This window comes from Arcicella rigui (assembly GCF_034929435.1).
Lineage (GTDB): Bacteria > Bacteroidota > Bacteroidia > Cytophagales > Spirosomataceae > Arcicella > Arcicella rigui.
The window spans coordinates 15,139-27,631 of record NZ_JAYFUM010000012.1 but is presented as its reverse complement, the minus strand read 5'-3'; the positions used below and the strand labels follow the sequence as shown (position 1 = coordinate 27,631).

At 35.2% G+C, this 12,493-nt stretch carries 13 protein-coding genes; 11 read left to right on the top strand and 2 right to left on the bottom strand.

Annotated features, from left to right (window positions below; all coding sequences use genetic code 11):
• Window positions 1-136: 136 nt before the first annotated feature.
• The gene (locus tag VB248_RS11665) at window positions 137-883 is read right to left on the bottom strand and encodes a TrmH family RNA methyltransferase (protein ID WP_323296960.1); all 747 of its coding nucleotides are present in this window, start codon (window positions 881-883) and stop codon (window positions 137-139) included.
• 49 nt (window positions 884-932) lie between these two features.
• Here VB248_RS11665 and tamL point away from each other — a divergent pair, with 49 nt between their 5' ends.
• The 9 genes from tamL (at window position 933) to secG (ending at window position 9,145) form a co-directional block, all read left to right on the top strand.
• A complete protein-coding gene (gene tamL / locus VB248_RS11660; RefSeq protein ID WP_323296959.1) occupies window positions 933-3,398 on the top strand; it encodes a translocation and assembly module lipoprotein TamL in 2,466 nt (821 codons plus the stop codon).
• Between the two features lie 142 nt (window positions 3,399-3,540).
• Entirely contained in the window at window positions 3,541-4,956 is a 1,416-nt protein-coding gene (gene miaB / locus VB248_RS11655; RefSeq protein ID WP_323296958.1) for a tRNA (N6-isopentenyl adenosine(37)-C2)-methylthiotransferase MiaB, read from the top strand.
• Between the two features lie 42 nt (window positions 4,957-4,998).
• The gene (locus VB248_RS11650) at window positions 4,999-5,145 is read left to right on the top strand and encodes a hypothetical protein (RefSeq protein WP_323296957.1); all 147 of its coding nucleotides are present in this window, start codon (window positions 4,999-5,001) and stop codon (window positions 5,143-5,145) included.
• A gap of 98 nt (window positions 5,146-5,243) precedes the next feature.
• On the top strand, window positions 5,244-5,576 hold the full coding sequence (locus VB248_RS11645; protein WP_323296956.1) for a hypothetical protein: 333 nt from the start codon (window positions 5,244-5,246) through the stop codon (window positions 5,574-5,576).
• An 8-nt stretch (window positions 5,577-5,584) separates the two neighbouring features.
• Window positions 5,585-5,989: a hypothetical protein gene (locus VB248_RS11640; protein ID WP_323296955.1), complete on the top strand. Its 405-nt coding sequence runs from the start codon at window positions 5,585-5,587 to the stop codon at window positions 5,987-5,989.
• Window positions 5,986-7,326, top strand: a complete 1,341-nt coding sequence (locus VB248_RS11635; protein WP_323296954.1) for a sigma-54 interaction domain-containing protein — start codon at window positions 5,986-5,988, stop codon at window positions 7,324-7,326. Before VB248_RS11640 ends, VB248_RS11635 begins: the two co-directional genes overlap by 4 nt.
• A gap of 7 nt (window positions 7,327-7,333) precedes the next feature.
• Window positions 7,334-7,834: an LptE family protein gene (locus tag VB248_RS11630; protein ID WP_323296953.1), complete on the top strand. Its 501-nt coding sequence runs from the start codon at window positions 7,334-7,336 to the stop codon at window positions 7,832-7,834.
• Between the two features lie 158 nt (window positions 7,835-7,992).
• A complete protein-coding gene (locus tag VB248_RS11625) occupies window positions 7,993-8,706 on the top strand; it encodes a hypothetical protein (RefSeq protein ID WP_323296952.1) in 714 nt (237 codons plus the stop codon).
• Between the two features lie 91 nt (window positions 8,707-8,797).
• Window positions 8,798-9,145: a preprotein translocase subunit SecG gene (gene secG, locus VB248_RS11620; RefSeq protein ID WP_323296951.1), complete on the top strand. Its 348-nt coding sequence runs from the start codon at window positions 8,798-8,800 to the stop codon at window positions 9,143-9,145.
• A 64-nt stretch (window positions 9,146-9,209) separates the two neighbouring features.
• Here the strand turns inward: secG and VB248_RS11615 are convergent, their stop codons facing one another.
• Window positions 9,210-9,923: a hypothetical protein gene (locus VB248_RS11615; protein ID WP_323296950.1), complete on the bottom strand. Its 714-nt coding sequence runs from the start codon at window positions 9,921-9,923 to the stop codon at window positions 9,210-9,212.
• Window positions 9,924-10,254: 331 nt separating this feature from the next.
• On the opposite strand from VB248_RS11615, the gene VB248_RS11610 reads away from it, so the two are divergent.
• Both VB248_RS11610 and groL read left to right on the top strand, forming a co-directional pair.
• Window positions 10,255-10,533, top strand: coding sequence for a co-chaperone GroES (locus tag VB248_RS11610; RefSeq protein WP_323296949.1), 279 nt, complete (start codon window positions 10,255-10,257; stop codon window positions 10,531-10,533).
• Between the two features lie 166 nt (window positions 10,534-10,699).
• Window positions 10,700-12,328: a chaperonin GroEL gene (gene groL, locus VB248_RS11605; RefSeq protein ID WP_323296948.1), complete on the top strand. Its 1,629-nt coding sequence runs from the start codon at window positions 10,700-10,702 to the stop codon at window positions 12,326-12,328.
• The last annotated feature ends 165 nt before the right edge of the window (window positions 12,329-12,493 follow it).

The following is a 12,493-nucleotide window of genomic DNA, read 5'->3' as shown; positions in this document are numbered from 1 at the left end:
ACAAATGCAAATAAAAGTGAAAGGTTGATAATGATGATTATCTAAAAATTAATGAATCATTACTAAAATCAAATTTAACTAAAAGCTTGTTAATCAACCTATTGATAATTTAAAATTCATAAAAGAAATCAAAATATTACAATTTTCCTCTTCTAATATTATCGCAAATTACAGCGGTGGCGATGCCAGCGTTTAGAGACTCTGCTTCACCAAAACGAGGAATGGTAATTTTATCACTTACTAATCGTTCTACTTCTGCCGAAATTCCGTTGGCTTCGTTGCCAATTACAATGTAGGCGGTGTCCACAAACGCTGTTTGGTGTACATTGGCTGAATCCAAGAAAGTACCGTAAACTTTGGTACTGGTATTTGAAAGAAACTCAACCAGATTAGTATAAAAAATAGATACACGGGTGAAAGAACCCATTGTTGAAGAAATCACTTTAGGACTATAAAAATCGACTGTTTCGTTTGAACAGACAATTTTAGAAATCCCATACCAGTCAGCCACACGGATAATTGTACCCAAGTTGCCCGGGTCACGGATATTATCGAGTACAAGTACGTACTCTTGTGGTTGGGCTACCAATTTCAGATTTTGTTTTGTCTTAACTGTGGCAACGGCAGCATTGTTTGAACTGAATGAACCAATTCTTTCTAATTCTGCTTGGCTAACAATTTCTGCACGAAGAGGTTGTTTCTCTAAAAGGCTTTCGTTTTCTTTGTAAAAATCATTGGTTACAAAAAGACTTTCAATCTCAAAATCTGAACGTAGAAGTTCAATTACGCTTTTTGCACCTTCTACAATAAAAGATTGATACTCTTGTCTAAACTTTTTTTGCTGAAGAGAATTAATGTATTTAATTTGATTTTTGGATAGCATTCGTTCTAAAATTATAGCTTGTTCATATCATAATATCATCGTATCACCCTTGAAAAAAATAGTACTTCATATATCAATTATTTTCTTAATTGTCTATTTTTCAAGCTGTTCTCCCAAAGGAACGCTTTCTGAGCCTTTGTTATATTCACAGAATATCAAAGGCAATAAAGTAGTTTCTGCTGAAAAATTAGAAGCACTTCTACCTCAAAGACCCAACAAAAGAATCCTCAGAACGCCCCTTACTTTGGGTTTATATTTTCATCAGCTTTTTGCTCAGAACTATCCTGCACAAAAAGCAAAATGGCAAAATGACCTAACAAAGTTAAACGAGGAATTTGAGCAAGCTACTAAAGGCATGGAGAATTCTTCGTCGATTTATACTGAATTATCGAAAAAGAAAGAAAAAAAAGCCCAAAAACTTACTCGAAAAATCAATGAAGGAAACTGGGGAATGCGAACTTTTGGGGAAGCTCCCTCCTATTTTTATCCCGAAGATGCTCAGAAAAATGTTGAAAAAATAAAGACTTATCTCAAAAACCACGGTTTTTTCAAGTACTCAGTTAGCTACAAAGCGGACAGCCTTTTTTTCAAAAAAAGAAGTATCGCCGTTACTTACTTGGTAAATGAGGGTACTTTTTATCCATTCAATCGAACAGATTCTTTGGTGGTGAAAGATAAAGCAATTTATCAGATTTTGAAAAAGGCTCAAAACGAAAGTCTTTTACAAGTAGGTAAGCGTTTGGAAGTAGAAAACTACAATGCAGAAAAAAATAGAATTGAACAAATTTTAAAAAATAACGGCTATTATCATTTTTCAAAAGAAAATATCAGTATCAGAATCAACGACCTTGATACTGCTACTACAAAAGGGATTGATGCCATTACTTTTGTGCCGCATCCCGACAGGCTACCCTCGAACCCGAACTATAATAAATCGTACTTAATTAATAAAGTTACTTTTATTTCGGATGGCTCTTCGCCAAGTATTCCTGCTCCTAAAATTGATACTGTTGATTTCCATAATATCCGCTACTTATTGGTAAACAAAAAGTTCTCGGCAAAATTATTGGATTCAAAAATTGATATTCAACCTAACGAGCCTTACAGCCAGCAAAAAGTTTTATCGACTCAGAAAAAACTGTATGGACTCGACCAATTTCAGTTTACTCGTATCAATTTCGATACCACCAAAGGCGTTTTAGACGCTACCATTTATGCTCGTCCATTAGACAAATACCAATTTACAGCAGAAACTGGAGGGAGTTTGTACAAATTGGTTTTAGGACCATTTTTTAATACTTCTTTTAAATTAAGAAATCTTCGAGGAAGTGCGAGTTCATTAGAAAGTAATTTTCGCTTTGGTTTTGAAGCTCAAGCAGGCTTTATTCGTCCCGACCTTGTAAGTAGAAATTTGGAATTAGGTTTTAATACTTCTCTGATTATTCCCAAAATTTTAGCTCCGAATATCATCGCACAAAAGCTTAACGACTTTACACCACAAACACGTTTGGGAGCTGGGGTAGAATTAGTCGGTCGTCAGGAATATAACCGTTTGAATTTTAAAATCAATCAAACTTACTTGTGGCGACCATCGCCTAATAAATATTGGCAAGTATCATTGATTGACTTAAACTTATTATCAACGACTTATCCGAATAATCAGCAGGCGAGAGATTTCAAGAACTTTTTGGACAGTCTTCAAAAATATACGGGAAACAACTTAGTCCGAAGTTTCAATAAATCATTTGTATCAAGTATCAGTGCATCTTATACTTATACAGATAATCCTTACGGACAAATCACGAAGGGAAATTACCTCAGACTCTTACTTGAATCAGGGGGAACGACACTCAACTTTTTCCCAAATGGCAAAATTGGTTTTGTCTCAAGTATTTTTAGTGATAGTTTACAGTTTTATAGATTCTTGAAAATAAATGCCGATTACAGACGATACTTGTCTTTGAATTCAATAGGCAACTCAATTTTTGTCTATAAAATCAATACAGGTTTGGCTTATGCTTATGGCAATGAAAAAAGTTTACCTTACGAGAAAAACTTTTTTGTAGGTGGTCCGAACAGTTTGCGAGCTTGGAAACCCAGAGCATTGGGGCCGGGTTCTGCAAAAGGAAATTTCGACCAGCCCGGCAGTATTTTACTGGAAACCAGTGCGGAATACCGCTTTAAAATCTTCAAGTTTTACGGAGATTACAATATCAACGGAGCATTTTTTGTAGATGCTGGAAACGTTTGGCGTTTCAAGGGGCAAAACACAGAAGGTGTTGAGGGTAGTGATTTTCAATTTAATAGATTTTACAAAGAAATTGCAGTGGGTACGGGCTTCGGAGTACGGGTTGATTTGTCATTTTTTGTTTTGCGTTTAGACTGGGCAGTGAAAGTAATTGACCCTTCTTTAGCTGAAAATAATCGTTGGGTGTTGTTCAAACCCAGCAGTAAACTCCCTTCAAATTATCAAAATCCATTGGTGTTGAATTTTGGAATTGGCTATCCATTTTAATTTCAATAATTTACTGACATTTTGTCAGACATAACAATATTTCTTCGTAATTTTGCCATTCGTTACGAGCAAGCTCGTCTATACATTACAACATTTTTTCACGAAAACAGAACATAATCAACTGATTTTGTGTACAAAAGATATGAGAAACTTAGAAATACTTACAGAAGAAGACAAACAAACCTTGGATTTACCAAGAACTACAGTTGACGAAGTTGGAAAAGACAATAAAAAGAAATTGTATATCGAAAGCTACGGCTGTCAAATGAATTTTTCTGACAGCGAAATCGTCACTTCTATTTTACAAGAAAACGGTTATGCTACTACTTCAAAATTTGAAGAAGCCGATGTGATTTTGGTAAACACTTGTGCCATTCGTGAAAACGCCGAGCAGAAAGTAAGAAATCGCTTAAAAAACTTTACGCATATTAAAAAGAAGCGTCCGGGTGTGGTTGTGGGCGTGTTGGGCTGTATGGCAGAACGCTTAAAAACGAAATTTTTGGAAGAAGAGAAAATCGTTGACGTAGTAGCTGGGCCAGACGCTTACAGAAATTTACCTGAGCTTTTTGAAGAAGTAGAAGAAGGCAACAGAGCCATCAACGTTTTCTTATCAAAAGAAGAAACTTATGCAGATATTTCGCCTGTACGCTTAAACTCGAATGGTGTAACAGCATTTGTGTCAATCATGCGTGGCTGCGACAATATGTGTTCGTTCTGTGTTGTTCCATTTACTCGTGGTCGTGAACGTTCACGTGATGTATATTCAATCTTGAAAGAGTGTCAGGATTTATTAGACAATGGTTACAAAGAAGTAACACTACTTGGACAAAACGTAGATTCGTATAAATGGACTTCGGCTGACGGAACTGAAACTGTAAATTTTGCACAACTTTTAGAAAGAGTAGCCCTTATAAACCCTTTATTAAGAGTACGTTTTTCTACGTCACATCCGAAAGATATTACCGACGAAGTACTTTACACGATGAAAAAGTACGAGAATGTTTGTAATTATATTCACTTGCCAGCACAAAGCGGAAGCAGTAGAATTTTGAAACTGATGAACCGTACTTACGACCGTGCTTGGTATATCAATCGTGTAGATAAAATTCGTGAAATTTTAGGAGAAGAATGTGGTATCTCTCAAGATTTGATTGCAGGTTTCTGTACTGAAACAGAAGAAGACCACCAAGAAACGCTTTCGTTGATAGAGTATGTGCGTTATGACTACGGATATATGTTTGCTTACTCTGAAAGACCTGGAACACCAGCTGCCAAGAAAATGGAAGACGATATTCCAGAAGAAGTAAAACAAAGAAGATTAGCAGAAATTATCGCTCTTCAGCGACAAATCTCACATGAACGCAATCAAATGGCGGTTGGAACAATCCAAAAAGTATTGATTGAAGGTTTCTCTAAGCGTTCAGAAGATTTCTTACAAGGCAGAAACGACCAAAATAAAATGGTAATTCTACCAAAAGGAAATCATCAAAAAGGAGATTATGTAAATGTGAAGATTACTTCATGTTCGTCTGCTACTTTGTTTGGAGAAGTAGTGTAGTTAGTTGAAAGCTTTGTTGAAAACACCTAAAATCAACATTCCATGAGCAAATTAAATAAAGTAAGTATTGCAATTGGTATTTCAGGTTCAGTATTAGCGATGCTGTTAATTTATCTCTTAGAAGAAAGAGATAGAACTTTAATCAATAAACTTTCTATTCTTGGAACGATCGCTTCTCTGGTTGGTTAGCTATCACTTATCTCCAAGTAAGGGAAATAAAAAGTATTTCGGAAGCTAATAAGGAAGCGATATTAGAAACAAAAGAAAGTATAAACTATGCGTTGCTTTTGTCAGATTCAAGTCATGTTTCTCACTTAATTGCCGAAATTCAAGGTTATTTAAGAGAGGAAAAACTTGAATTAGCACATTTAAGAATGAAAGATTTGAAAAGACATTTAATTAGTTTTAAGCAAACAGAAAGATTTAAAAAAAATATCTCTGTTCAAAAAATAAATTCAAACTTGACAAATTTATCTACGCATATCAATAATATTTCAGTTGTTATTAGTAAAACTTCTGATACTCAAATAGATTTACAGACCATTAACCAAGATATAGAATTGCTATTGGAGTTGATTATTGAATTTGAACAAAAAACTAAGAATGAGAAACTAAAGTAATAAAGCTTATGAATGCTACAACAGACAAATATATCATTGAATTAATCGAAAAGTTAATATCAAAGACAGATATAAATGAAGTAAAATGGGAAGCTACAAGCCGCAACAATCAGTTTTTGTTAAAAATCAACAGCGGAGCGTTTATAATCGAAAAAAATACTTACCCAGCTTCTCGTGATAAGCCTTTAATTTCTTTTAAAATTCTTGATGAAATTGGAGATGAAATTGAACGCATCGAACAAACTTTACCTCTGCTATATGATTTAAAAAAGGATTCACAAACAACTAAGGAATTAGATAATCTAATTAATAAACTTTATGTGAAGGCAGAAGCAAATGTTCATAAACCCATTAATGACTCTCTAAAAAAAATATTAAATGAATTAGACATTTTTTCTAATTCTAAAAAATGATACAATCCGAACTACAATCCATAAAAGCCCGATTTGGCATTATCGGTAATTCGCCAGCTTTAAATCATGCCATAGAGGTAGCCTCGCAGGTTGCCCCTACCGACATGACGGTACTCATCACAGGAGAAAGCGGCTCTGGTAAAGAATCATTTTCTAAAATTATTCATAACCTTTCTGCCCGAAAACACGGTCAGTTCATTGCCTTAAACTGTGGGGCAATTCCAGAAGGAACGATTGATTCTGAACTTTTCGGACATGAAAAAGGTGCTTTTACAGGTGCAATTGACGCTCGTAAAGGTTATTTTGAAGTAACCGATGGCGGTACTATTTTCTTGGATGAAATTGCAGAAATGCCACTTGGCACACAAGCTCGTTTGCTAAGAGTACTTGAAAATGGTGAATTTATTCGTGTAGGTTCATCTAAAGTACAAAAAACCAATGTGCGTGTAGTGGCTGCAACAAACATCAATTTGATGACAGCCGTTGAGCGTGGGAAATTCAGAGAAGATTTATATTACCGCTTGAATACTGTACCGATTTTTGTGCCGCCATTGCGTGAAAGAGGAATGGATATTGAACTACTTTTCAGAAAATTCAGTGCTGATTTTGCCGAAAAGTATCGTACAAAACCAATTCAACTTTCGGCTGATGCTCAACAGATTTTGCTTACACAGCGTTTCCCTGGCAATATTCGTCAATTGAAAAATCTTGCCGAACAAATTTCTATTCTGGAAACAGATGACAGAATAGTAGATGCCGAAAAGCTTTCGCATTATTTGCAAATGAATAATGGCAAATTAATGGGCAACAGCTTGGTAAGAAGGGATTTTGAAGCACAGCAAAATGATAATTTCACCGAGCGAGAATTACTCTATAAAATTCTTTTTGATATGCGTAAAGACGTTACGGAATTGAAAAGAATGTTTTTAGAAGTATTACAAAATGGAGAAATTAACCCCGAAATTTTAAAACAAAACGAAGGGCTTTTCAAAAATATCGAAGCCGAAAGAAATTATCCATTTACGCCAACATTTCAGCCAGAATTTACTCCTGCAAGGACTTTGCCTAATGCCAGTAATTTTGCTCCGAAAAGTACTGATAACGAATTAACAATTATTAACTTAGGAAATGCCACTCCTGAGAATAAAAATGCTTTTATCGACGTTACTCACGAGGCAGAAGAAGTTTCTCTTTCTTTAGAAAAGCAAGAAAAAGACATGATTATCAGGGCTTTACAAAAAAACAAAAACAAGAGGAAGTACGCTGCAAAAGACTTAGGCATTTCTGAAAGAACCTTGTATCGAAAAATTAAACAATATGACATTGAAGAAGAATAAAATAGCTATGCGAAGACTATCATTTTTAATGATTTTTGTGTTGATTACGCCATTGCTAAGTGCTTGTTATACTTTCAGAGGAGCAAGTTTAGACCCTTCTCTAAAAACTGTACAAATTCAAAATTTTGCTCTTCAAACTGCGGGTGGCCCAGCCAATTTGAGTCTTACTTTCAACGAAAAGTTAAAAGAGTATTTTCAAAGAAATACTTCTTTGAAAATGACAAATACGAATCCTGATTTAATTTTTGAAGGAGCAATTACAGGTTTTGATGTTGAAGCCCAAGCACCCACTTCAAGTGATAAAGGCGGTTTGAATAGATTGACAATTAAGGTTCAAGTAAAATTCACGAATACCAAAGATGAAAATAAAAACTTTGACCAAGAGTTTCCTTTTTATTTAGATTTCCCGCAAACTCAGACGATTACGGCAGCACAGGGAACTTTAATTCCTAAAATTCTTGACCAAATCGTTTTAGATATTTTCAATAAAACGGCTGGAGAATGGTAAGTTGAATTGTGAGTGCAGAATTGTGAGTTTGGAGTGTTGATAAATGAGCCAATAAATCACTTATATTCAGTAACCTGTATGATTCACATTTTCATGAAATCTAAAAGTCCCAAATCCTAAAGTCTTTAAGTCTCAAATTCCTAAAGTCATCAAACAAAATGACAAAAGAAAAATTTACATATTTCATTGCCAATCCTACGGAAGTTACTGTCCATGAAATTGAAGAATTTGAATCAGTGGCAAACGAATATCCTTATTGCCAGTTAGTTCATTCTTTATTGGCAAAGGCATATAGTAAACATTCTTCAGAAGAAATTTCTCAAGAAAAAATCAGAAGAGCAGCCGCTTCTGCCTTGAGCAGAAATGCACTCAGAAAAATAGTTAGAGGTACTTTTACCAATCAATCAAGTAATACAACCATTACAAAATTTGATTCGGAGTATTTACAAAAATTAGATAGCATCGTTGAGGCAAAAGAAGAAGAAAACAATCGAACTAATTATGCTTATCAGCAGGAATTACTTTCTGATAGAGATTTCCTCACTTACTCAACTGCCGCTGAGGATGCTTTACTCAACGAAATTGCCCAGAAACAACAAATTCAGAAAACCATTATTGATAATTTCTTAATCAAAGACCCCGGCTTAATTAGAACAACCAAAAGCCAATTGGAAGCAATGGGTAAACAAGAAGATTTATCCTTGAATAGTGTAAAATTAGAGAAAGGGATTGTAACGGAAAGTTATGCCAAAATTCTTACGATGCAGGGCAGAAAAGACAAGGCTATTGGAGTTTATGAGAAATTAATTTTGAAATTCCCAGAAAAAAAGGCGTACTTTGCATCCAAAATTCAAGAGCTATCTGATTTTTGAGTTTATTTTTAGCTTTTACCAATCATTCATCTTTTGGGTAAAGCATTTATTTTAGAATCGTTAATTTCAAATTTTTCAAATTACATATAAGATGTTCGGAGCAATTGTCGTAGTTATTTGCATTATTGCAGTGTTATTGGTTTTAGTAGTATTGATTCAAAACCCTAAAGGTGGTGGACTTTCTGGAGAGTTCGGTACATCAGGTGCAAGCCAAATGTTTGGTGTACAACGTACTGGAGACCTCTTAGAACAAATTACTTGGGGAGGTGCAATTACAATTGCCGTTTTAGTTTTGGCAACAAAATTCATTACTCCTACTGAAAGCGGAGAAACTTTTAAATCAGTTAATACTGAAGCTGCTTCTAAAAAAGCGGGTATTCCAGCTACACCAGCTACTGCCCCAGCTCCAGTTACTCCTGCTCCAGCACCAGCGAAATAATATTTTTTAGCATTCGCTAATTCATAAAAACGGCTTGAATTTCAGTAATTCAAGCCGTTTTTTATTATCCAAGCATTACTTCTACTACTTTCTTTTTGGCAATTGGTAGAAGTGTTTCTTCTAAAGGCAACACATACTTCGACTCTACCAAGTAAGTAGCAGGATTTGGCAAGTGCTTATACCGTTTTACCAAATCCAACTTTATATTTTCAAAAGTATTCATCATACTTTTCTTGATAGTTTCTACATAGAAAGTTTTCAGCCCACGCAAGCGTTCGTTTTTGTTTTCAAAAATGGTAAGATTATACTGATACACTCTTGTTTCGTTAATCATGGGTTCGTGTAAAAGTAAATAACCATCATTTTTGTACAAAGGCAAAATTCCGACAGGAACGACTTGCAAATTCTTTTGTACTTCAGCCACAATTTCCTCTCCTTCATTGATTGCCCTTTTAAATCTTGGCAAAGCATAATCCATAATGGATTCAATTTCGGAAAGGTAATTGTTTTCAGGCTGTGGACTTGCCTCGTATTCCAGATTTAAGTTTTCTGGATTTACTCCTTTAATTCTTTTGGGAAATTGTACACTAAGCTGTTGAATTCCATCTTTGAAGTACATGGAGTAATCATAGTGATACTGCAAATCTCGTAAGTCAGGATATAGCTTCTGACTTTTAAAATTACTTTTGACGTGTTGTAAATATGCTAATAAAACATATTTCTTGTACTCAAAATCAATGAGTCCCGACGTTAACCAATCTTTCTCTAAGCTTTTCATAGGCGATTTTTTTTAGTGAAGGATTATTGGGAAAAATCAAAAAATAATGCGAGGAGTAAAGAATCCTCTTTTTCTACTTTAAAATTAATGATTTCGCTGAAAATGCCAAGTTTTCTTGAAAAAAAATTAGAGGCTGTCAAAAAGTAAATACAACAGCTTATTTATTTTAAAATAATCCTTAAAACCTGACAATTTTTCCGTTTTTTAGACACTGGCACAAAATATGACTAAAAGGAGGTTGTAAGGCTATTATACATGAAATTAGTTTGTATAATTAGTTGGATTAATACCTAAAAATTAATTACAAAAAAAATAACTTATCAAAAAAACAATGTCAACAGTTAGTATCAAACCTTTGGCTGACAGAGTTCTGGTAGAACCAGCAGCCGCAGAAGAAAAAACATCATTTGGGATTATCATTCCTGACACTGCGAAAGAAAAACCACAAAGAGGAGTAGTTGTAGCAGTTGGTTCTGGTAAAAAAGATGAGCCAATGACAGTTGCAGTTGGCGACACTGTTTTATACGGTAAATACTCAGGAACTGAAATCGCAGTAGAAGGTAAAGATTATCTTATCATGCGTGAAAGCGATATTTTCGCAATTTTGTAAGAAGTGATTGGTAAATGGTGATTAGTGATTAGTTTTTATGCTACGCAATCGTCAGTTACAATAACCTAAAACAAAAAATCATTAAAATATTTTTTGAAAAAATATGATTAGTTACGGTGACATATTTATTCTATTCACCAATTACTAATCACTAATAACTAAAAAAATGGCAAAAGAATTATTTTTTGACACAGACGCAAGAGATAAATTGAAAAAAGGCGTCGATACTTTAGCTAACGCTGTTAAAGTAACCTTAGGACCAAAAGGTCGTAATGTAATCATTGACAAGAAATTTGGATCACCTTCAATCACCAAAGATGGTGTTTCAGTAGCGAAAGAAATCGAATTAGAAGACGCTGTTGAAAATATGGGTGCTCAGTTAGTGAAAGAAGTAGCTTCTAAAACTGCTGACCAAGCTGGTGATGGTACTACTACTGCTACTGTATTAGCACAAGCGATTTATACAATCGGTTCTAAAAACGTAGCGGCTGGTGCTAATCCAATGGATTTGAAACGTGGTGTTGATAAAGCAGTTGCAGCGGTTGTTGGTTCATTGAAAGCACAATCAAAAGCGATTGAAACTTCACAAGAGATTGCTCAAGTAGCTACTATTTCTGCTAACTCTGATGCTACTATCGGTACTATGATTGCTGATGCAATGGACAAAGTAGGTCGTGAAGGTGTAATCACTGTTGAAGAAGCTCGTGGTACTGAAACTGAAGTAAAAACAGTAGAAGGTATGCAGTTCGACCGTGGATATTTATCTCCATACTTCGTAACGAATACTGAGAAAATGGAAGCTGAGTTAGATCGTCCATTTATCTTGATTTCTGAGAAGAAAGTTTCTTCAATGAAAGAATTATTACCAGTATTAGAAGGTGTTGCTCAAACTGGTCGTCCTTTGTTAATCATTGCTGAAGACGTTGACGGTGAAGCTTTAGCTACTTTGGTAGTGAACAAAATCCGTGGTGCATTGAAAGTTGCTGCTGTAAAAGCTCCAGGTTTCGGTGACCGTCGTAAAGCTATGTTGGAAGACATCGCTATCTTAACAGGTGGTACTGTAATTTCTGAAGAGCGTGGTTTCAAATTAGAAAACGCTACAATTGAGTACTTAGGACAAGCTGAAAAAATCATCATCGACAAAGACAACACTACAGTTGTAAACGGAGTTGGTGCTAAAGATGGTATTGAAGCTCGTGTAAATCAAATCAAAGCTCAAATCGAAAATACTACTTCTGATTACGACCGTGAGAAATTGCAAGAACGTTTGGCTAAATTGTCAGGTGGTGTTGCTATTCTTTACATCGGTGCTGCTACTGAAGTAGAAATGAAAGAGAAAAAAGACCGTGTTGACGATGCTCTTCACGCTACACGTGCCGCTGTTGAAGAAGGTATCGTAGCGGGTGGTGGTGTTGCTTTAATCCGTGCTATCAAAGCATTAGACGGTTTAACTGGCGACAACGAAGACCAAACAACTGGTATCAACATTATCCGTCAGGCAATCGAAGCTCCTTTGAGAACTATCGTTGCTAACGCAGGTGGTGAAGGTTCAGTAGTTGTAAACGCTGTTAAAGCTGGCGAAGGTGACTATGGTTACAACGCTCGTGAAGACAAATATGAAAATATGTTAGCGGCTGGTATCATCGACCCAACTAAAGTAACTCGTTTAGCATTAGAAAACGCTGCTTCTATCGCAGGTTTATTATTGACTACTGAATGTGTTATTGCTGACAAACCTTCTGCTGAAGCTCCACACGCACACGGTGGCGGCGGCGGAATGGGTGGAATGATGTAGTATTAGTTATGAATTTTGAGTTTTGAATTATGAGTTAAATTATCCTTCAAAACTTCAAATTCAACATTCAAAAAACTCCTCATTAGCAATGCTTTTGAGGAGTTTTTTTATTTATTTTAAATATCAAGACTTGTATCAATTTATTGAAAGACAAATACGATTAAC

Coding starts and splice junctions, on each gene's coding strand:
- VB248_RS11665 (WP_323296960.1), bottom strand. CDS start 883: ATGCTATCCAAAAATCAAATTAAATACATTAATTCTCTTCAGCAAAAA.
- miaB (WP_323296958.1), top strand. CDS start 3,541: ATGAGAAACTTAGAAATACTTACAGAAGAAGACAAACAAACCTTGGAT.
- VB248_RS11650 (WP_323296957.1), top strand. CDS start 4,999: ATGAGCAAATTAAATAAAGTAAGTATTGCAATTGGTATTTCAGGTTCA.
- VB248_RS11640 (WP_323296955.1), top strand. CDS start 5,585: ATGAATGCTACAACAGACAAATATATCATTGAATTAATCGAAAAGTTA.
- VB248_RS11635 (WP_323296954.1), top strand. CDS start 5,986: ATGATACAATCCGAACTACAATCCATAAAAGCCCGATTTGGCATTATC.
- VB248_RS11630 (WP_323296953.1), top strand. CDS start 7,334: ATGCGAAGACTATCATTTTTAATGATTTTTGTGTTGATTACGCCATTG.
- VB248_RS11625 (WP_323296952.1), top strand. CDS start 7,993: ATGACAAAAGAAAAATTTACATATTTCATTGCCAATCCTACGGAAGTT.
- secG (WP_323296951.1), top strand. CDS start 8,798: ATGTTCGGAGCAATTGTCGTAGTTATTTGCATTATTGCAGTGTTATTG.
- VB248_RS11615 (WP_323296950.1), bottom strand. CDS start 9,923: ATGAAAAGCTTAGAGAAAGATTGGTTAACGTCGGGACTCATTGATTTT.
- VB248_RS11610 (WP_323296949.1), top strand. CDS start 10,255: ATGTCAACAGTTAGTATCAAACCTTTGGCTGACAGAGTTCTGGTAGAA.
- groL (WP_323296948.1), top strand. CDS start 10,700: ATGGCAAAAGAATTATTTTTTGACACAGACGCAAGAGATAAATTGAAA.